General features: G+C 55.5%; 20 protein-coding genes. 13 read left to right on the top strand and 7 right to left on the bottom strand.

Annotated features, from left to right (window positions below):
- Positions 1 to 13 precede the first annotated feature (13 nt).
- From mnhG to RT613_RS04565, 7 genes are all read right to left on the bottom strand, one after another.
- The gene (gene mnhG / locus RT613_RS04595; RefSeq protein WP_313613353.1) at positions 14 to 367 is read right to left on the bottom strand and encodes a monovalent cation/H(+) antiporter subunit G; all 354 of its coding nucleotides are present in this window, start codon (positions 365 to 367) and stop codon (positions 14 to 16) included.
- Complete coding sequence (locus tag RT613_RS04590) at positions 364 to 645, bottom strand: K+/H+ antiporter subunit F (protein WP_313613352.1); 282 nt, start codon at positions 643 to 645, stop codon at positions 364 to 366. Before RT613_RS04590 ends, mnhG begins: the two co-directional genes overlap by 4 nt.
- Complete coding sequence (locus RT613_RS04585) at positions 642 to 1130, bottom strand: Na+/H+ antiporter subunit E (protein ID WP_313613351.1); 489 nt, start codon at positions 1128 to 1130, stop codon at positions 642 to 644. Before RT613_RS04585 ends, RT613_RS04590 begins: the two co-directional genes overlap by 4 nt.
- Positions 1127 to 2776 carry a monovalent cation/H+ antiporter subunit D gene (locus RT613_RS04580; protein WP_313613350.1) on the bottom strand — a complete coding sequence of 550 codons (1650 nt, stop codon included), beginning with the start codon at positions 2774 to 2776 and terminating at the stop codon, positions 1127 to 1129. The genes RT613_RS04585 and RT613_RS04580 overlap by 4 nt, the downstream gene beginning before the upstream one ends.
- Positions 2773 to 3111: a Na+/H+ antiporter subunit C gene (locus RT613_RS04575; RefSeq protein WP_313613348.1), complete on the bottom strand. Its 339-nt coding sequence runs from the start codon at positions 3109 to 3111 to the stop codon at positions 2773 to 2775. Before RT613_RS04575 ends, RT613_RS04580 begins: the two co-directional genes overlap by 4 nt.
- Complete coding sequence (locus tag RT613_RS04570; protein WP_313613346.1) at positions 3112 to 6027, bottom strand: monovalent cation/H+ antiporter subunit A; 2916 nt, start codon at positions 6025 to 6027, stop codon at positions 3112 to 3114.
- A gap of 113 nt (positions 6028 to 6140) precedes the next feature.
- The gene (locus tag RT613_RS04565; protein WP_313613344.1) at positions 6141 to 6539 is read right to left on the bottom strand and encodes a hypothetical protein; all 399 of its coding nucleotides are present in this window, start codon (positions 6537 to 6539) and stop codon (positions 6141 to 6143) included.
- A gap of 478 nt (positions 6540 to 7017) precedes the next feature.
- Here RT613_RS04565 and RT613_RS04560 point away from each other — a divergent pair, with 478 nt between their 5' ends.
- The 13 genes from RT613_RS04560 (at position 7018) to RT613_RS04500 (ending at position 20650) form a co-directional block, all read left to right on the top strand.
- Entirely contained in the window at positions 7018 to 8613 is a 1596-nt protein-coding gene (locus RT613_RS04560) for a methyl-accepting chemotaxis protein (protein WP_313613342.1), read from the top strand.
- On the top strand, positions 8613 to 8912 hold the full coding sequence (locus tag RT613_RS04555) for an STAS domain-containing protein (protein ID WP_313613340.1): 300 nt from the start codon (positions 8613 to 8615) through the stop codon (positions 8910 to 8912). Before RT613_RS04560 ends, RT613_RS04555 begins: the two co-directional genes overlap by 1 nt.
- On the top strand, positions 8909 to 9274 hold the full coding sequence (cheY1, locus tag RT613_RS04550) for a chemotaxis response regulator CheY1 (protein ID WP_250983432.1): 366 nt from the start codon (positions 8909 to 8911) through the stop codon (positions 9272 to 9274). The genes RT613_RS04555 and cheY1 overlap by 4 nt, the downstream gene beginning before the upstream one ends.
- 16 nt (positions 9275 to 9290) lie before the next feature.
- A complete protein-coding gene (locus RT613_RS04545; RefSeq protein ID WP_313613338.1) occupies positions 9291 to 11540 on the top strand; it encodes a chemotaxis protein CheA in 2250 nt (749 codons plus the stop codon).
- Between the two features lie 12 nt (positions 11541 to 11552).
- Positions 11553 to 12452, top strand: a complete 900-nt coding sequence (cheR, locus tag RT613_RS04540) for a protein-glutamate O-methyltransferase CheR (RefSeq protein WP_313613337.1) — start codon at positions 11553 to 11555, stop codon at positions 12450 to 12452.
- Positions 12452 to 13516 carry a protein-glutamate O-methylesterase CheB gene (gene cheB / locus RT613_RS04535; RefSeq protein WP_313613335.1) on the top strand — a complete coding sequence of 355 codons (1065 nt, stop codon included), beginning with the start codon at positions 12452 to 12454 and terminating at the stop codon, positions 13514 to 13516. The genes cheR and cheB overlap by 1 nt, the downstream gene beginning before the upstream one ends.
- Positions 13516 to 13905, top strand: coding sequence for a response regulator (locus tag RT613_RS04530; RefSeq protein ID WP_313613333.1), 390 nt, complete (start codon positions 13516 to 13518; stop codon positions 13903 to 13905). Before cheB ends, RT613_RS04530 begins: the two co-directional genes overlap by 1 nt.
- Positions 13902 to 14447, top strand: a complete 546-nt coding sequence (gene cheD / locus RT613_RS04525) for a chemoreceptor glutamine deamidase CheD (protein WP_313613331.1) — start codon at positions 13902 to 13904, stop codon at positions 14445 to 14447. Before RT613_RS04530 ends, cheD begins: the two co-directional genes overlap by 4 nt.
- A gap of 13 nt (positions 14448 to 14460) precedes the next feature.
- On the top strand, positions 14461 to 14844 hold the full coding sequence (locus RT613_RS04520) for a hypothetical protein (protein ID WP_313613329.1): 384 nt from the start codon (positions 14461 to 14463) through the stop codon (positions 14842 to 14844).
- A gap of 134 nt (positions 14845 to 14978) precedes the next feature.
- A complete protein-coding gene (gene fliF / locus RT613_RS04515) occupies positions 14979 to 16661 on the top strand; it encodes a flagellar basal-body MS-ring/collar protein FliF (RefSeq protein ID WP_313613327.1) in 1683 nt (560 codons plus the stop codon).
- A 482-nt stretch (positions 16662 to 17143) separates the two neighbouring features.
- Entirely contained in the window at positions 17144 to 17875 is a 732-nt protein-coding gene (gene visN, locus RT613_RS04510) for a transcriptional regulator VisN (RefSeq protein ID WP_313613326.1), read from the top strand.
- A gap of 10 nt (positions 17876 to 17885) precedes the next feature.
- Positions 17886 to 18632: a transcriptional regulator VisR gene (gene visR, locus RT613_RS04505; protein ID WP_313613325.1), complete on the top strand. Its 747-nt coding sequence runs from the start codon at positions 17886 to 17888 to the stop codon at positions 18630 to 18632.
- A gap of 170 nt (positions 18633 to 18802) precedes the next feature.
- A complete protein-coding gene (locus tag RT613_RS04500) occupies positions 18803 to 20650 on the top strand; it encodes a methyl-accepting chemotaxis protein (RefSeq protein WP_313613323.1) in 1848 nt (615 codons plus the stop codon).
- Positions 20651 to 20753 lie beyond the last annotated feature (103 nt).

Raw genomic sequence — 20753 nt, 5'->3', positions numbered from 1 at the left:
AACAGCCGATAATTTACGGCTGTTCGGAATCCAGGCTGTTGCGCACTTCGGTATTCTGCTCGGTACGGTCGCGGTAAAGGGCGGCCCGGCCAAGTAGCATCAGCGATACGGGTGTTGTCACCGTCATGAAGATGCCGATGAAAATCTCGTGGAAGGCAAAACGTCCTTCAGACACCGAGAAATAGATGATCGATGCCATGACAATACCGCCCGTTCCCCAGCTTGTACCAAGCGTCGGGGCGTGCAGACGCTCATAAAAGCTGTTGAGCTGGGCAAAACCGATGGTACCAATCAGCGTGAGACCGGAACCCAGCAGAATGAAGAAGGCAACGGCCGCCCACAGTGGAAATTCACCGAATTCGCTCATTCGATCACCTCACCACGCATCAGGAATTTGGAAAGGGCGACGGTTGAAACGAAACCCAGGATGGCAATGACCAGCGCGGCTTCGAAATACAGAACGTTGCCGGTGCGAATGGCAAATGTCAGCAATTGCAACATGGCGCAGACATAAAGCGTGTCGAGGCCAAGCACCCGGTCCTGCGCACGGGGGCCGCGTGCAATACGCGAAACGGATATTGCCATGGCAATGGCCAGAAACAGTTGCGCAAGGCTGATTGACCAGAAAAGAATGATTGAGCTCATTCGAATATCTCCATCAGCAGTTTTTCATAACGGTTCTTGATCAGGGCCGTCCACGCGGTTTCGTCCACATCGTCCAGCACGTGCAGCAGCAACGTGCCCTGGCTGGAGTTATATTCCAGCCATGCGCTACCCGGTGTGCTGGTCAAAATAACCGCAAGTGTGGCAAGCCCCATGGGATGTTTCAACTCAAGCGGAATGTTCAGGAAGCCCGAACGGCGTTTTTTTTCCTTCTTGAACAGGATGATCTTCGCTACTGATATGTTCGAGCGAACAATGTCAAAAAGCACGATCAGGATGAGCTTGGGCAAAAGGTACCAGCGCCGGAACTTTGGTTTTGCGGGTCTGAGCGCCGCCATAGCGATGGAGGCAATCATCGCAACCGTTGTGCCGAGAAGAAGATGCCCGAGTGAAAATTTGTTCAGCACCATCCAGAATATGATCAGCGATAGCGTCAGCAGTGGATAGGGTAGGATGCGTGCAATCATGGGCGCGCCTCCTCTTCAGGGCTGGTGGCACGTGGGGCAGAGATAACCCCTTGAATGTAGGATTCAGGCAGGTCGAGGATCCGCGCCGTTTCTTCCATGTACCGCATTACAGGGCCAGCTTGAATGGTCATCAGCAGAGTCAGGCCCAGCAACGCCATGACAGGCGCGATTTCAATGACCAGCACGCGTGGAACCGTGCCTTCGATCGATGCCCAGAAGGTGCGGATACCGGCGCGAGTCATGGAAATGAGTGCCGAAAAACCGGAAAACACGATCAGGAAGACTATCCACCAGGAAAGGGCCGGAATACTGTCATTGGCGCCAAGCCCCGACGGGTTGAGGATGGCCGACAGGATTGAGAACTTGGCGATGAAGCCGGAAAGTGGGGGGAGACCGGCCAAGAGAATACCACAGGCGGCAAAACAGGTGCCAAGGACTGCCATGGTTGCGGGCATGGTCACGCCCATTTCATCCTCTTCGTCGTCCTCCTCGCCATCGCCATAGGCTTCCATGGTCACAGCAAGAACGTTGGCACCCGCGTCCTGTCCGCGTTCCACAAGCTCAATCAGCATGAAGAAGGCGCTGATGGTGAGCGTGGAGCTGACAAGATAAAATAGCGCACCGGCCGCGACCGTCGCATTGCCGGTACCCATGGCTGCCAGCAGGGTTCCAGATGACACCAGTACAGAGAAGCCGGCAAGCCTGCCGAGCGCCTGTGAGGCAAGCACGCCTATGGCACCAAATACAATTGTCGCGATGCCACCGTAGAGCAGTGCGTCATGGCCGAAACCGGCCGATTCTCCGGCAGTAGAGCCAAACAGCAGGAAGGAGAGGCGGGCAATCACATAAATACCGACCTTGCTCATGATGGCAAAGAGGCCGCCAACCGGTGCAGAGGCCGCGCTATAGGTGGAAGGCAGCCAGAAATTGAGCGGCCACATGCCTGCCTTGACTAGAAACGCCACGCCAAGTACCGCAGCACCCGTTTCCAGCAGCATGCGCTGGTCAGGCTGCAGGGCAGGGATACGTTGTGCCAGATCACCCATGTTCAGTGTGCCGGTCACACCATAGATCATGCTGACGCCAATCAGGAAGCACAATGCGCTGACAAGGTTGATGGCGATGTAATGCAGTCCGGCCTTGACGCGAAGCTGGCCGGAACCATGCAGCAAAAGACCATAAGATGCCGCCAGCATCACTTCGAAGAACACGAAGAGATTGAACAGGTCACCCGTCAGGAACGCGCCGTTGATGCCCATCAGCATCAGATGGAACAGCGAGTGGAAATGCGCACCCGACTTGTGCCACTTGGCCAGTGAATAGATCAGTGCCGGAATGGCCAGAAGTGATGTCAAAAGCAACATCAGGGCCGACAGCCTGTCAGCGACCAGGACAATGCCGAAGGGGGCAGGCCAGTTGCCGAGCAGATAGACGCCGGTAGAGACGACTGCGGCCACTTCCGTGTTGACGGTCGAGTTGACCTGCTGGAACAGCGTGATGGCCACCAGCAGCAAGGCACAGCAGGATACCAGACTGATCATGGCCTTGGCGAAACGCTGGCGCTCATCGAAGAACAGCAGCAACGCGCCGGTCAAAAGCGGCAACATGATAGGCGCGATGACGATATGCGACGGGAAAGAATTCATTTGGATTGCTCCCTTCCGTCAACATGGTCCGTGCCGGTCAGGCCGCGTGCTGCGAGCAGAACGACAAGGAAAAGTGCGGTGGTGGCAAATCCAATGACGATAGCCGTCAGAACCAGCGCCTGCGGAACAGGGTCGGTCAGGGTTGAAATATCGACGCCATCCACCAAAACCGGTGGTGCGTTGCTCTTGATGCCGCCAACACCAAAGATGAACAGGTTCACGGCATAGGACAGGAGCGACAGGCCAACGATGACCTGATAGGTGCGGGGACGCAGGATAAGCCAGACGCCAGAGCCGGTGATCACACCGATGCCGATTGCAAGGATCAATTCCATTTATGTGCCCTCCGCTTTCGTGTCCGCAGATTTAATGCGGTAGTTACGCAGCGACTGGTGGGCAATCGCGATCAACATCAACACGGTCGCGCCGACAACGAGCGAGAATACGCCGAGGTCAAACAGCATGGCCGTGGCAAAAGGCACCTTACCGATATAGGGCAGGTCAAGATATTGCGAATAGGACGTCAGGAATGGGTACCCCAGATACCACGACCCCATGCCTGTCAGCGCCGCAACGATCAGGCCGAAACCCATCCAGCGAAGCGGCAGAATGCGAATGCGATCTTCCGCCCAGCGTGTGCCGCCAGCAAGATATTGCAGCAGGAAAGCGATGGCCAGGGTGATACCGGCTGAGAAACCGCCGCCCGGCAGGTCGTGGCCGCGCATCAGCAGGAATACCGAAAAGGTAATGATCACGGGGAACATCCACTGCATGATGACCGATGGCACCAGCAGGTAGTCACGGACGGTATCGCCGGCCGAACGTCCCGGACGTGCAGCATCGAAGGCGTTCTGTATCCTCTGTTGTTCCGGTTTGGCCATGCTTTCGCTGGCAGGACGGAAACGGCGCAGCAGTGCAAACACCGTCAGTGCCACAATCGCGAGAACCGCAATTTCACCCATCGTGTCAAAGCCACGGAAGTCCACCAGAATGACGTTGACCACGTTCCGGCCGCCGCCTTCCGTATAGGCCCGCTCCAGGAAGTAATTGGCTATGGCATTTGGTACGGGAAGCGTCATCACCGCGTAAGCAATCACCGACATGGCGATGCCGCAGGACATGGCCACCAGGAAGTCGCGGGCGCGGCGAAGCTGCGCGGGCAGTTCGTTGCTGTTATCGACCTTCTCAACACGTTTCGGCAGCCAACGCATGCCAAGCAGGATGAGAACGGTCGTGACGATTTCAACGAGAAGCTGCGTAATTGCCAGATCCGGTGCGGACAGCCACACGAAGGTCAGGCAGGTGACGAGACCGGTTACTCCGAGCATGATCAGTGCGGCAAGACGGTGATATTTCGCCTGCCAGGCAGCGCCAAGTGCGGCAACCATGCCAATCAGCCACAGGATGACGAAGACCGGATCGAACGAGGTGACCCGAGGCAGGGTTAAGGCGAAATCGGACATGACAAGCGGCGACGTGCCGGCCAGCAGGGCAAACAGCACCAGCATACGCAACTGTGGCTGCAGGCGACGTGTGCCCAGCGTGCTTTCAAGCCAGCGCGCCCATTTCCAGGAGACGGTCACGAGAATACGTTCAAAGATACGCTGGCCGCGCAGATGTCGGAAAATCGGCGGTCCGTCATCGCACTTGGCGAGGTATCCATTCATGAGAACGTACAGCAGAACACCACTGGCCAGCGCGATCATGCTCATGGCCAGCGGCAGGTTGAATCCGTGCCAGATCGAAAGGCTGTAATAGGGTGTTTCTGGTCCCAGTACCGACAGAACTGCTGAGTGCAGGTACGGGCCGATAGACAGGCTTGGTACGATGCCGACTACAAGGCAGGCAAACACCAGAAACTCGATTGGAAAACGCATCCAACGCGGCGGCTCATGTGGTTTCGGGTTTGGCAGGCCATTGGGCGGCGGCCCGAAAAACACGGTGTGAATGAAGCGCAGCGAATAGGTCACGCTGAATGCACCGGCAATGGTCGCCACATAGGGAAGCGCCTTGTCGAGGATCGAATCGGCGTGAGTTTCCACGGCCTCGGCAAAGAACATTTCCTTGGAAATGAAACCATTGAGCAGCGGAACCCCCGCCATTGCCGCACTGGCTGCCATGGCCAACGTCGCCGTGGCCGGAAGGAAGGTATAAAGCCCACTCAGCTTGCGCATGTCGCGCGTTCCGGTTTCGTGGTCGATAATGCCGGCCGCCATGAACAGCGATGCCTTGAAGGTCGCATGGTTCATCATGTGGAAGATCGCGGCGACAGCGGCCAGCGGACTGCCAAGACTGAGCAGGGTGGTGATCAGACCGAGATGGCTGATGGTCGAATAGGCGAGCAGTCCTTTGAGATCCTGCTGAAACATCGCGAAATACGCGCCCAAAAGCAGGGTCGAGATACCCGCAATACCAACCAGCCAGAACCATTCTGGCGTGCCGGAAAACACCGGCCATAGGCGGACCAGCAGAAATACGCCGGCTTTCACCATGGTTGCAGAGTGCAGGTAGGCCGAAACCGGGGTCGGGGCGGCCATGGCGTTCGGCAGCCAGAAATGGAACGGGAACTGCGCGCTCTTGGTCAATGCGCCGAGCAGGATCAGGACCAGTGCCGGCAGATAAAGCGAATGGGATTTTACAACATCGGCCGACTTGAGAATAACATCAAGATCATAGCTGCCAACGATGTGGCCGAGCACCAGAAGACCCGCCAGCAAACAGAAACCGCCAATACCTGTCACGGTCAGTGCCATGCGCGCACCGTCGCGCGCCGTTCCGTTATGGTGCCAGTAGCCGATCAGCAGGAAGGAGAAGATGCTGGTCAGTTCCCAGAAGATCGACAGCAGAATGACATTGCCCGAAGTGACCACGCCGAGCATCGCGCCCATGAACAGCAGCAGGAAGGCAAAGAAGCGCGGAATAGGGTCCTCGGTGGACATGTAATAGCGCGCGTAGAGCACGACCAGCAGTCCAATGCCGGTAATCAGCACGCAGAACATCCAGGCGAAGCCATCAAGTCTCAGCGTGAAGTTCAGCCCAAGCTGCGGCAGCCATTCAGCGTCATAACGCAACACCGCGCCGTCAGCGACGGTCGGGTACAAAAACAGGGTAATCAGAAGTCCACACAGGGCAACGGCCCCTGCCACCGATGCCGGACCTGCTGCCGCACTTGTACGCAGCATCATTCCGGTGACGATGCTGCCAATGAAGGGCAAGGAGATCAGCAGTGGCAGAAGAAACTCATAATTCATAGGCGGCGGTCATTCATCAAGCGGGTTTCAGGAGCAAATGGTGTCTCTGAACCGAGGGCTTTCTCCAAACCGCAACCTCGCTGAATGCGAACCAGTAGAAGTATGCCTTACGGTTATGACATTTCCAAAGGAGGACCGCGCGGGACGCTGACAACGGAGTAAGGCGATTGAGGAATGCCCTGCTCATAACTGTCATGGGGGATCGTCGTCCCTGATTTGACAACCCTGCCTGAATTCGCTGCTTGAAGCAGGTCGGTTACGGGTGTGCTTTTTCTCAAGTTGCAGGGCGTGTAAAGCCGCTCGCGCGTCGAACACGCCACCATGCCATCGTCGAGAAACGCCTCGCGTGCCAGTTCTTGTGGCTGCAACCGTTCGACACGGTAAGGTTTGACAGGTGAGCCCTGACTAAGCCCGATATGGGCACTGATAAGGACGAACAGACAGGTTGTTGCAAGAACGATGAAGCCGTAAGGATGGCGCAGGGCTGGTTGACTGTTCCCCATCCATTGCAAGGTTTCATCTCCTTTGTTTGTTCGATCCGCGCCGCTCGTAATATCCCGTTGATTTTGTTTTAGGGTAACGGGAGACGCCTTGTCCAGCGTATTGGGGAAAGAAATGCGTCGCCTTCCTCGAAAAATCGGATTTTCGAAGGCGGTTTGGGGCGCAATAGGTCAAACATGAAACAAATTTTACCGTTTGACGCAGAGGTTATTGTTTCTTAACCTTCGAGCAAGGAATTAACCATAAAGATTACCTCTAATCACGGCGAAATGGGAGTTTTCTCGGGCTCCCCCTAGGCATGAAGCCGCTCTGCCGTACCGGGACTGATCCGGTATTCTCGTTTTCGATTTATTGGCCGTTTTGAGTGTCGCGCGCAGCAACCTTCGAGTTGTGCTTGTGTCGTGGCCATCAGAATTGACCGATAAACAGGCAGGTTTACCGGACCGTTTGGCCGGAAAAAGGATTTGGGGTCGTCTCTTGGGGCATGAATTGCCGTCAGATCAGTCGCGTAAGACGCAAGGCAGCAGCCTTGGCGGACGCTTGCGCTTTGCTGGCCTGGACCAGGAACAGTGTGAACTCCTGCGGCGTCACCGCACAACTCTGGAACCTCTGGCGCGTGGTGGCCTGCGCGACCTGATGTTGCGCTTTCAGTCCCTGCCGGACTGTTCTCCGACATTTGAGAGCGAGCATCAGCTTGACCGTTTGCATGATCTGCAAACCGCCCATTGGGGTGTGCTGACCGACGCCCGTTTTGATTCTCTGTATGCCGAGCGCGTGAAGGTTCTGTCCGACAGTGAAACCCGCATGGGGCTCGATCCGCGCTGGAACGTAGCAAGCCACGCAGTGGTCTTGGAACATCTGTTGTCGGGCCTCATCAAGCAGGGTATGCCGCGCTCGATTTTGCCGGGCTCCCGCAAACGGGTCAACGAACTTGCCGATCTGGTGAAGGCGGTTGTCCGTCTGGTGATGACAGACACGGAAATTGCCGTCTCCTTGCGGTTTAATGAACAGCGCATCAATCATCAAAAAGAGTTGGCGCGGTTGCGCAGCGAAGAACAGGCCCGCACGGTCGCCATGCTTGAGGGCACATTGCGTGCGGTTGCCGATGGCGACCTGTCAGCGCGAGTTATTGATGCGGATTTGCCGGAAGCCTATGGCGAACTGGTCAAATTGTTCAATTTTGCGCTTGATCGCATCGAGGATACCGTTGAAGCCGTTGGCAGAAATGCCGATGATGCGCATGCGCTCAGCAATGATTTCATTCAGGAAGGCAAGGCCCTCTCGGGCAATGCCTCCAGACAGACAGAACGTCTTCAGGATGCGGTTTCGATTATCGAAAACATTCTGACAGCTTTCAGAAACGGCGCTGAAAAGATGGATACGGCCGAAAAGGCGGTGTCTTCGGCGAAGCACTCTGCACAGGAAAGCGGGCAGGCAGTCGGTGAGGCCATCAGCGCCATGGCCGACATTGAAAAATCTGCGGAGCAGATCGGCAAGATCATCGGCACGATTGATGAAATTGCCTTCCAGACCAACCTGCTCGCGCTGAATGCCGGCATCGAAGCCGCACGGGCAGGAGATAGCGGTCGTGGTTTTGCGGTTGTCGCGCAGGAAGTTCGTGCCCTTGCACAACGCTCCGCCGATGCTGCCCGCGAAATCAAAAGTCTTGTCAGCGAAACAAAGGCACAGGTTGATTCCGGTGTGACGACAGTCAACCGCACGCAAAATGCCATTGAAGGTGTCGTGCGTCAGGTTTCTGATGTCAGCGGCATGATTTCCGAGATGACTGTCATGACGGGCGACAATGTCGGTCATCTCAAATCGGCAGCCAGCGAAATCAACGCGTTGGGATCTGAGGCCAGCGCCAGCGCGCAGCGCACGGTGCATGTCGCAGCAAAGGCCGATGATCTGCACACGGTTATCCTTGAGCTTGGCCGCACGGTTCGTGAATTCCGTCTGTCGCGACAGAATTACCAGCATGAAGCTCCGGTTGCGGCCAAGCCCGCACCCGCAGAGCCTGCCATGCGCGACACCGCATATTTTCAAGATTCGATACAGCAATTCAGACGGCAAGGAGTGAATTGATGGCAGGCAAGAAAAGCACGCAGGGAACGCTGCAATTAAACGCCGTGCTGGACCTCAACGAGGCGTCAGTGCTGCGCGGCAAATTGATGGAACTGCGTGGTTCTGCGCTTGCCATTGATGCATCGGCGGTCGAGCGGGTTGGCGTTCAATGTGTTCAGGTGCTGATGGCCGGCATCAAGACATGGGAAGCCGACGGCAAGGCAATCACATTCGCGAAGGCATCGGATGCTTTTGCAAAAACGCTCCAATTGATCGGCGTCAACATAGATCATCTGCTCCCGAAGGAGATACGGCAATGAAGAAAAAAGTGCTGACGGTGGATGATTCCCGCACGATCCGCAACATGCTGCTGGTAACGCTCAACAATGCCGGTTTTGAAACCGTGCAGGCTGAAGATGGCGTAGAGGGCCTTGAGGTTCTCGAGCAGAGCAATCCCGATGTGATTGTCACCGACATCAACATGCCGCGTCTGGATGGCTTCGGTTTCATCGAGGGCGTGCGCCGCAATGAAAAATTCCGTGCGGTACCGATCCTGGTGCTGACGACCGAAAGCGACGCAGAAAAGAAGAACCGCGCGCGGCAGGCCGGTGCGACCGGTTGGATCGTCAAGCCTTTCGATCCTGCCAAACTTATTGATGCCATTGAACGTGTAACTGCCTGATACGGGATTTTTCACAATGGATATGAACGAAATCAAAGAAATCTTCTTCCAGGAGTGCGAGGAACAGCTTGCGGAACTGGAATCAGGTCTTTTGAAGCTGAACGACGGCGATCGTGATCCCGAGACAGTCAATGCCGTTTTCCGTGCCGTTCATTCCATCAAGGGTGGCGCAGGCGCTTTCGGTCTGGATGATTTGGTTGCCTTCGCCCACGTGTTTGAAACCACGCTCGATTGCGTGCGTTCCAACAAGCTGGAACCCAACCAGGACGTTCTGAAAGTCATGCTCAAGTCGGCCGACGTTCTGGCTGACCTGACCAATGCGGCGCGTGACGGTGGCCATGTTGAGGAAACCCGCACACGCGGCCTCGTCAAGGAACTGGAAGCTCTGGCCAATGGCGAAATGCCAAGTGCTGCAAGCGTTGCCGAAGTTGCGGCTCCCAAGGCAGTTGCCGCACCTGCTCCGACAGATGAAAGCGGTTTCCAGCCAGTTGCCTTCTCGTTCAGCGATTTTGAAGACGACATCACGCCGCTGATGGAACCGTCTGTCTACAACGTGGTCTTCAAGCCGAAGGCATCGCTTTATTCCAAGGGCAATGAGGCTGCGCTTCTGCTGCGCGACCTGTCGCGCCTTGGCGAAATGGGCATCAATTGCGACATGTCCAGCCTGCCGTCGCTGGAAGACATGGATCCGGAAGCTGCCTACTTCTCCTGGACCATCGCGGTAAAAACAGAAAAGAGCATTGAAGACGTTCGTGCTGTCTTCGAGTTTGCCGAGTGGGATTGTGATCTTGAGGTCACTGCACCGGAGCCTGAGGCATCGGCTGAAGAACTGCCAATGGTGCCGGTTCCTTTCGATCTGTCCATTCTGGACGAGGACGTTGCCGACGAGCCTGCAGTACAGCCTGCGCATGATGACGCGAAGATGACTTCGGATGCCGTCGCCACAGCTGGTGCAGCAACAGACGTCTTGAGAAAAGTCTCTGCTGCCGTTGAAAAGAAGGAAGTGGCCAAGGAAGCCGCTGCTCCTGCCAATGCCGCCGCAGCTGCAAATGCCAGCGCCGGACAGACGATCCGCGTTGATCTTGACCGCGTAGACCGCCTGATCAACCTGGTGGGCGAACTCGTCATCAACCAGGCAATGCTGTCGCAGAGCGTGATCGAAAACGACACCACCGGCACCTCTGCCGTCAACATGGGGCTGGAAGAACTCCAGCAACTGACCCGCGAAATTCAGGATAGCGTTATGGCTATCCGCGCGCAGCCGGTTAAGCCGGTGTTCCAGCGCATGTCGCGTATTGTGCGTGAAGTTGCCGACATGATCGGCAAGCAGATCCGTCTGATCACCGAAGGTGAAAACACCGAAGTGGACAAGACGGTTATTGACAAGCTGGCCGAACCGCTGACCCACATGATCCGCAATGCCGTTGACCACGGCATTGAAACGCCGGAAAAACGCGAAGCCGCCGGCAAGAACCCGGAAGGTACAGTCAAGCTGTCCGCAAAGCACCGTTCTGGCCGTATTCTCATAGAATTGCAGGATGATGGCGCCGGTATCAACCGCGAGCGTGTTCGCCAGAAAGCCATCGACAACGACCTGATTGCCGCTGACGCAAACCTTTCGGACGAAGAGATCGATAACCTGATCTTCATGCCGGGCTTCTCCACTGCCGATAAGATCTCCGATATTTCGGGTCGTGGCGTGGGCATGGACGTTGTGAAACGTTCCATTCAGGCGCTTGGCGGTCGTATCAGCATCACGTCGCGTCCCGGTCTTGGTTCGACCTTTACCATGAGCCTTCCGCTGACGCTGGCCGTTCTCGACGGCATGGTGGTGACGGTCGCTGGTCAGACGCTGGTCGTGCCTTTGACGGCAATCGTCGAAACACTGCAGCCTGAAGCCGAGAGCATTCATTCCTTTGGTGCCAACCAGCGCCTGATCTCGATCCGCAACAGCTTCTGCCCGCTGGTCGATGTTGGGCGTATCCTGAACTTCCGCGCCACACAGGCAAATCCGGTCGAAGGTGTTGCACTGCTGGTCGAGTCCGAAGGCGGCGGTCAGCGCGCGCTGATGGTCGACGCCATCCAGGGCCAGCGTCAGGTGGTTATCAAGTCGCTTGAAGCCAACTACACCCATGTTCCGGGTATCGCTGCCGCAACCATCCTCGGTGATGGTCGTGTCGCTCTCATCCTCGACGTTGATGCGGTTGTTGGCGCATCGCGTGGTCAGTCCCTCAAGCAAGAGATGTCTCTTGCGGCAACCGGTTGAAAGCGGTGATGAATGACGTCGCTCAAGCTGAACGATTCACGACAGTCGCCTGATGAAGTGCTTGCCAGCGGAGAATATCCGCTGACACGCCGAGACCTGGCCGATATTGCAGCCATGATTTACGCCGATGCCGGGATTTATCTCAACGATTCAAAGGCATCGCTGGTTTATTCGCGCCTGTCGAAACATATCCGCAATCTCGGCCTGAGCGGCTTCAAGGAATATTGCGCGCTCGTTTCTTCTCCCGAAGGGGCGCAGCCACGTCGTGAAATGCTGTCGCATCTGACGACCAATTTCACGCGATTTTTCCGTGAAAATCATCACTTCGATCATCTGCGTGACGAAGTGCTGCCGGAATTGATTGCGCGCGCCAAGGCCGGTGGTCGGGTTCGTATCTGGTCTGCTGCCTGCTCTGACGGGCAGGAGCCTTATTCGATAGCCCTGACGGTACTTCAGCAGTTCCCGAACGTCACTGAATATGACTTCAAGATCCTGGCAACCGACATCGATCCAAAGATCCTCGCTCTGGCAAGGGCTGGTGTTTATGACGAAACGGCACTTGAGACCGTGTCGGCGCCCATGCGCAAGCAGTGGTTTACCGAAGTTGATGCCGGTGGTCGCAAGAAATACCAGATCAGCGACAAGGTAAAACGCCTGATTACCTTCAACGAGCTGAATCTGATGACGCAGTGGCCCTTCAAGGGACATTTTGATGTCATTTTCTGCCGTAACGTCGTGATCTATTTTGATGAGCCGACACAGATGAAAATCTGGAGCCGCTTTGCCGGTCTCTTCCCCGAGGGTGGTCACCTATATATCGGCCATTCCGAGCGGGTGTCGGGTGATGCCAAAAACATGTTCGATAATATTGGCATCACCACTTACCGTTACATCGGAAAGGGGAGGAAATAATGGGTGCTCCTGCCAGGGTTCTCGTTGTCGATGATTCTCCGACCATGCGCGGATTGATCACGGCCGTCCTGAAGGCTGACCCTGACGTTCAGGTCGTGGGTCAGGCTGGCGATGCCATGGAAGCGCGTGCAGCCATCAAGCAGCTCAATCCTGATGTTGTGACGCTTGATATCGAGATGCCTGACATGAACGGCCTCGAATTCCTTGAAAAGATCATGCGCCTGAGACCGATGCCGGTCATCATGGTATCGACGCTGACGCATCACGGTGCAAATGCCTCTTTGACCGCGCTGGAAATTGGTGCCTTTGATTGCGTGGGCAAACCCGCTCCAGGCGACCGCAATCCGTTTGGCGATCTGGCAGAAAAGGTCAAGGCCGCGGCACGGTCGCAGCTTGTCAGCTATCGCAGCACGGCAGCACCGCTTGCCGAGCGTCCCGCTCCACCAAAGGCGATGTCGGTCAGTGAATATCGTGGCGGTCGCAAGATCGTGGCGATTGGTTCTTCCACCGGTGGTGTGGAGGCGCTGATCACCGTTTTGCAGAAATTCCCGGCCAATTGCCCGCCGACGGTCATCACGCAACATATGCCACCGACCTTCACCAAGAGCTTTGCAGAGCGGCTTAACCGTCTGTGCGCACCCGTTGTGGAAGAAGCCACTGATGGTGCGAGACTGCAAATTGGTAAAATTTACCTCGCGCCCGGTGGGGAGCGTCATTTGCAAGTTGTCAATCACTCTGCGCCAAGTTGCAGATTGTTGGAGCGGGAGCCCGTCAACGGCCACCGCCCATCGGTCGATGTGCTTTTTGATTCTGTTGCCGAACTGGCAGGTCGCAATGCCGTGGGAGTTATCCTGACGGGCATGGGACGCGATGGTGCGGCAGGCCTTTTGAAAATGAGGCATGCCGGTGCGCGCACCGTCGGCCAGAATGAAAAGACATGTGTTGTTTATGGAATGCCAAGAGTGGCTTACGAGCTGGGTGCCGTCGAGCAACAGCTGCCGTTGACCTCTATTGGTGAGGAAATCCTCAAGTTAACTGCTGCCCGGAAAGAAGGTTCTGAATAATGTCTATCGCAGAGAAAATCAAAGTTCTGATCGTTGATGATCAGGTGACCAGCCGCCTGTTGCTGAGTGACGCACTGACCCAGCTCGGTTTCAAGCAGATCACTGCTGCCGGCGACGGCGAGCAGGGCATGAAGATCATGGAACAGCAGCCGCATCACCTGGTGATTTCGGACTTCAACATGCCGAAAATGGATGGTCTGGGTTTCCTGCAGGCTGTTCGCACCAACCCGACCACCAAGAAGGCAGCCTTCATCATTCTGACGGCGCAGGGTGACCGCGCTCTGGTTCAGAAGGCAGCCCAGCTTGGCGCCAACAACGTTCTGGCCAAGCCGTTCTCCATCGAAAAGATGAAGGCAGCTATCGAAGCCGTATTCGGATCGCTTAAATGATGGAAGCTGCAGCCAAGCGCGTGCATATCATTCAGGGTGAATACAAGGTCATCAAGGATCCCGATGTGGTTCTGACGACGATTCTTGGCTCGTGCGTGGCTGCGTGTATGCGAGATCCTGTCGCCGGTGTCGGCGGCATGAACCACTTTCTTTTGCCGGGTACGGGGGGCATGAGCGGTGGGGATGCAACACGTTACGGTGTGCATCTTATGGAGTTGCTGATCAACGGCCTGCTCAAGCAGGGCGCACGCAGAGACAGGCTTGAGGCCAAGATTTTCGGTGGTGCGAAAACCATTGCCAGCTTCTCCAATGTCGGTGAGCAGAATGCATTGTTTGCCATGCAGTTTCTGAAGGATGAAGGAATACCTGTTATCAGTTCCTCAACGGGCGGGGATCATGGTCGCAAGGTCGAATACTGGCCTGTCTCCGGACGGGCCCGCCAACATCCGCTCACTGGTGCGGAAACACAAAAAACGGTGGCTCTGGAAACCCGGCCACAACCGGCACCGAAGCCGGTCGCCAACGATATCGAATTTTTCTAGTACGGGGTTTTTTATGCATATTGCCGAGCATTCGCGGGTGGCACCATTGGAAGAAGCCCTGCCTGATGTCCTGATGCGGGTAGTCAGCGAACTTCATGATGTCGCCTATCTCATCGAGCGCATCGAACCTCAATTGCTCGAGATGGCCGATGGCGCCATCTCTGAAGACAGCTTGAAGCTGCTTCAGGGCATTGACCTTGCCGTGCAGAAAACGCGGGGCCTGGCGGAGTTCATCGATACGATCACCGGTTCCATTCCCACCGAATGGGTGATCGACGTCACCACGGCGCTGAGCCTCGTGAAACTCGCTGAAATGCAAAAAGCACTGGGAACGGGCATGCGTCACGGCCATTCGCAGCCGCTCGACAAGGTTTCAGGAGATGTCGACCTGTTCTGATCGGGCAAGTCGAGGCACATCGAAACCGTCATTTGACAAACCGCACTGCGCGAAACGCTCGCGCAAGCTTCGTCTTCTAGGTTGCCGCTAGGACTATTAGGTCTATGACTCCATGAATGACGGTGCGGAACAGAATGAATCTGTTAAATCAAGTCCCTCAGGTCTTAAGAAATATTGCAGCGCTAGGCCAAACGCGCTTGTTGCTCCTTGGTGGCGTCGGTATCGTCTCCATGGTTTTGGTCATTGCGGCGGCTGTTTACGTTAATAAGCCAGCTTACGAAACACTTTATGTCGGCCTGGAAAGTGCCGACCTGAATAAGATCAGCCTTGCGCTTGCCGAAACCAACTTTGATTTTGAAGTCGGTTCAGATGGTACGAGCATTCAGGTGCCAGTCGGCATGACCAGCAAGGCGCGCGTACTGCTTGCCGAACGCGGCCTGCCCAACAGCGCCAATGCCGGTTATGAGCTTTTCGACAATGTCGGTTCGCTCGGCCTGACTTCCTTCATGCAGGAAGTGACCCGCGTCCGCGTTCTGGAAGGTGAGATCAGCCGCTCTATCCAGCAGATCAATGGCATCACCGCAGCACGCGTCCACATCGTGATGCCAGACGTTGGCAACTTCCGTCGCGGCGAACAGAAGCCCACGGCTTCCGTGATGATCCGGGCGAGTGCCACAGCGGGCCGCAAGGCCGCAGCCTCCATCCGTCACCTTGTTGCATCGGCCGTACCCGGCCTCGAAGTCGATGATGTTACCATTCTGGACTCGACCGGTCAGCTCCTTGCTTCCGGGGATGACGCTGCAAATGGCGCCATGAGCCGTTCCCTGACGCTTGTGCAGTCAGTGCAGCAGGAAATTGAAACCAACATCGACAAGGCACTCGCACCGTTCCTTGGCATGGACAATTTCCGCTCAAGCGTGACCGCACAGCTGAACACCGACAGCCAGCAGATCCAGGAAACCGTCTACGATCCTGAATCGCGCGTTGAACGTTCGATCAGAACCATCAAGGAAGCCCAGAAATCTCAGGAACGTACACCTGATACGGCTGCCACCGTTGAACAGAACGTTCCTCAAGCTGCCCCGCAAGGTGGTAGCGGTGGTCCGGAATCCTCTGACGAATCCGATAAGAAGGAAGAGCAGACCAACTACGAAATCAACAGCAAGACAATTGCCACGGTTCGTAACAGCTACCAGGTCGAAAAAATCTCCGTCGCCGTCGTCGTCAACAAGGACCGTGTTGCTCGCATGGTTGGCGAACCAGTCGACCAGGCGAAGATCGATGCCTATCTTGCAGAAATGCAGAAGATCGTTACCTCTGCCGCTGGCATCTCGGCTGACCGTGGCGACGTTGTCACCCTGACAGCCATGACCTTCCTTGAAAGCCAGTTGCTCGATGAAGCTCCAAGCGGTCCGGGCATGATGGAAGTGTTGACCCGTAACTCTGCCGGTATCATCAACTCGCTTGCCTTCATCGCCGTTGCCTTCCTCATCGTCTGGCTTGGAATTCGCCCGGTTGTCCGCTCTGTCATGGGCAATGGTTCGGCCAATGCGGAACTGGCACAGGATGCAGCCGGTCTCGAGTTGCCAGACTTCTCCCCAGCCATGGGTGGTGGTGCCGGCGGTCTCATGGAAGGCTTTGGTGCAGACTTTGGTTTCGACAGCGCAGACGACCTGCTGTCTGGCGAAGATCCAAACGGCGGGTTCAATCGCCGGGTACGCGAAGGGCCGGAACGTCGCCTGTCGCGTATGGTGGAGATCAGCGAAGAAAGAGCTGCAAAGATTCTCCGCAAATGGGCCATCGAAAAGGCCGCTTGATAAAAAGGCCGGGGTCTCCCCGGCTTTTTGCATGCCTGGCTTCTGATGCAGGATGAACCACAGTTGGCAACGCTCAATGACGGAATTGCGGATTTGCAAGCGAGGTCAAGGGCGGAAAATTGAACAGGCGGCCGCAGACACCAAAACACCGAGCCCTGTCAAGTTTCGGTCACAAAGACTTTAATTGGCCCAAAATGTGAGGCTTATTCTTATTACTGTGGTTTTCCACAAGGCTATGAAACCGATTTCGCCGTTCGATCTCATATTGAATGCCACTTTGGCACAGCATTCATGATCTGTTCTGCATACTAAAGTGAAAGGCGTGGAAATGCCAAATTCTGATAGTGGTATTTCCTTGACCCTCTCCTAGAATGAGGTGATTCGTAGACTGGAAATTTGAAAATGCTTTTGGGCGGTTCAGGGGTAATGCAAATGCGTATGTACCTCCGGCCGGTCTGGCCTTCCTAAAGGAAACTCATCAGTTGAAGGCAGATGTGGATATTCGCAGACTGACGGTAAAGCCGCTGAACCCAGCGGTTAAGCCATCGTCGCGGGTTCAAGTCATCAGCTGGCTGGGTGAAGCTGCCGGACAGGGCGACATTTCCAGTTTGCTCGATGTGCTGGCGGCCTATGCAGGTGCGTCGCACTACATGCTGGCCCGGGAAGACCTGTTTCAGGAGCCGGGCCTCAGTTTCGTTATCACATCCAACTGGCCATTCGATCTGGTGAAGAAGATTGGCGGCACGCTTGCCGCAAGTCAGGCACGCATGAGCGAAATGGAGAAGTGCCTTTCGTTGCTGCAGCCGCAACTGCATGTCCTGCCGGACGAGCCATGTGTGCCAAAGGGTACGGATCGGCAATATTGCGTACTGGCGGTTTGCGTCGGCAACATCAGGTTTGCATTGCTGTTGATGTTTCCAGAAGGTGGCGTTGCCACAATTGAACGTCTGCGCGAAGTCGGTCTGTTGAGTGGTTATTGTGCCAGCTTCGGTATCGGCTGTGACCTGAAGGTCGAGCGGGATATCGACCTGACGGAGCGTGAGCTCGAGTGCCTCTACTGGATCGCCGAAGGCAAGACCAGTGATGAAATGGCGACCATTCTCGGCATTTCCCGCAATACGATCAACAACTATATCACCAGCGTCATGCGCAAAACCGCGACGAAAACCCGCTCCGAAGCAATCGCTTATGCGGTTCGTAACAATCTTGTTTGATGGTTGATTGATGGCTTATTCGAGAGACACCACGACGGATGAGCAGGGCGGGGTACAGATTGTCCGCGTCAGCCGCACGTCCAACCGATCTGATCTTTTTCCAATGCTGATTGGCATGCAAAAGGACATCGGCGCCAGGAATTTTGCCGTTTTCCGTGCTGCCGTTTCAAGCTTTCCCAACAAGAGAAAGCTGGTTTGCGAGCTTGAAAATTGGGGAATGGGCGCGGCTGAGCAGACCAATGCGCTGGTATCCGCTTTAGGCACAACACTTCTTGAGCACATCGATGGCTCGTTGTTGCCATTGATCTGGTCAACCGACCAGGGCAAGGGCATCTCCGTTACCTCGGAAATGCTGCCATTGCTAAAGCAGGCTGACAATAATGATCTGCCATATGCCGGTCTGGCGCTGCCGATAAAGCTCGGCAATATCGGCAATGGTCTGGTGGTGTTCTGCGGCACAAACCTGGAACTCGACTGTGGAACAATGATCGATCACCACATGAGGTGTTGTCAGGTGATGGTGGATCTTCTGGCGCTGGATGAGCGCCGCTCTACCCCAACCGAAGCCTTGAGCGAACGCGAGATTGCCTGTCTGCAACTGGCTGGCGATGGCAAGATCAGTGAAGAGATTGCTGTGAAGCTTGGCCTCTCTGTTCACACCGTCAATGCCTATCTCGGCTCGGCGACAATCAAGCTTGATTCCGTCAATAGAATTCAGGCAATCGCCAAAGCAATTCGCATGGGCTACATTCATTAATTGTAGTATTATTTATATTCAAAAGTAATTCTGAATATTAGAAATTGACATTGGTCATTTAAATAAGTTGCTTTGAATATTAGTGTTTTTGTTGTTTTGCAAAACTTTTTCAAATTTTAACGATTTCCCCCTACGATGCTTCGATCGTGAAATTTTGGGGGAACTCCTACATGAAGAAGCTCCTGTCTGCACCTGTTGCGGTGCAAATCATCGCCTTGACCGCATGTCTTGTTCTTTTGGGTATCGCTGCGATCGGCGTATCGACTTATGCAAGCCTCGAAGAAGACGTCATGGAAACGGCGGAACTTCAGACCCACAGTGCGGCACGTGCCATGGCGGTTCTTTACGAACTGAAGGTCGGTGGTGCATCGCTGAACCTCGAGAATGGAAACCTTGCCGGCGTCAATCGTGCCAGCATCGGTACTCTGCTTGATTCCGATCTGGTGGATAGAACTGCGCTGATCATCGGCGGCGTTTCCACCGTGTTTCAGAAGCAGGGCGAGGATTTCGTCCGCATCTCCACCAATGTGAAGAAAGAAAATGGTGAGCGTGCCGTTGGCACTAAGCTGGCGACCGACCATCCTGCATTTGCCAAGGTAAGCAAGGGTGAAGCTTATGTTGGCAAAGCCACGCTGTTCGGCAGCGAATACATGACCGGTTATTTCCCGGTCAAGGCAAAGTCCGGGGCTCCGGTCGGTGTCTTGTTTGTTGGTATTCCGATGCAGGTGTTCTTTGAGCATCTGGCTGGCCTCAAGGCCATGATCCTCCTGTCCAGCGTCGTTGTCATGGCAGCAGTCGGGCTGCTGGGCTACTTCGTGATCCGCCGCGCACTTCGTCCGCTTGGTGTGCTGACAGGTGCCGTCAAATCTTTGTCGGATGGCAATCTGGATACCGTCATTCCTTACGCTGATCGGTCCAACGAATTCGGCAATATTGCCAAGGCGCTGGAAGTCTTCCGTAACAACGCGCATGAAAAGCTGGTGATCGAAGGCCGCAGCGCCGCCGACCGCATTGCTGCCGATGAAGAGCGTACGCGTAACGACAATGAAAAGCGCACGCTGGACGAACAGATCGAATTCGCCGTAACCGAACTTGCCTCCGGCTTAGCACGCCTGTCGCAAGGTGATCTGACCCGCTCACTGGATAAACCGTTCTCCGGTCGCCTCGATCAGTTGCGTATCGACTTCAACACCTCTCTGGCGCATTTGAAGAATGTTCTGCAGCAAATTCGCGAACGCACGCTGACCATTCAGCACAATGGCGAAGAGATGCTGCAATCCTCCAACGATCTTTCCAGGCGTACAGAATCGCAGGCAGCCTCGTTGGAGGAAACTGCAGCGGCGGTTGAGGAGATCACCATTACGGTCAAATCCTCTGCCGAGCGTGCACGGGAAGCAAACCAGGCTGTCAACCGCACCAAGCAAAGCGCCGACAATTCCGGCAATGTGGTCAACAATGCTGTTGCCGCCATGGGCCGCATTGAAGACGCTTCCAAAAAGATCGAACAGATCATCGAGGTGATCGATGATATCGCCTTCCAGACCAATCTTCTGGCGCTGAATGCCGGTATTGAAGCGGCACGCGCTGGTGAAGCTGGCAAGGGATTTGCTGTCGTGGCTCAGGAAGTGCGTGAATTGGCGCAGCGCTCTGCGGATGCGGCACGCGAGATCAAGGGCCTGATCAATCAATCCAGCAATGAAGTTGAAACTGGCGCATTGCTGGTTCAGCAGGCAGGTCAGGTTCTCTCAGAAATCAGCGGCCAGATTGTCGATGTGAGCAAACACGTCGAAACCATCGCAACGGCCACGCAGGACCAGTCATCTGCGCTGCAGGAGGTTAACAGTTCCGTCAACCAGATGGACCAGATGACCCAGCAGAATGCTGCCATGGCAGAAGAATCCAGTGCCGCAAGCCAGATGCTGGCCAATGAGGTCCAGGAACTTCTGGCACTTGTTCAGCAGTTCCGTATGGAGCAGGCGGCGTCCTATGGCCGTGAGAGTTACGCCCGCGTGGCGTAACCTTCCTCTCCACAGTTCAAGTAATAGAAAAAGCCCCGCAACACGGTTTGAACTGACCCCCGAAAGTTGGACACCCAACCTCGGGGGTTTTGCATGTCTAAAT

Origin of the sequence: Agrobacterium sp. (assembly GCF_032092815.1) — a bacterium.
GTDB lineage: Bacteria > Pseudomonadota > Alphaproteobacteria > Rhizobiales > Rhizobiaceae > Agrobacterium.
The sequence above is the reverse complement of the archived record's forward strand: the minus strand, read 5'-3'. Positions and strand labels throughout refer to the sequence as shown.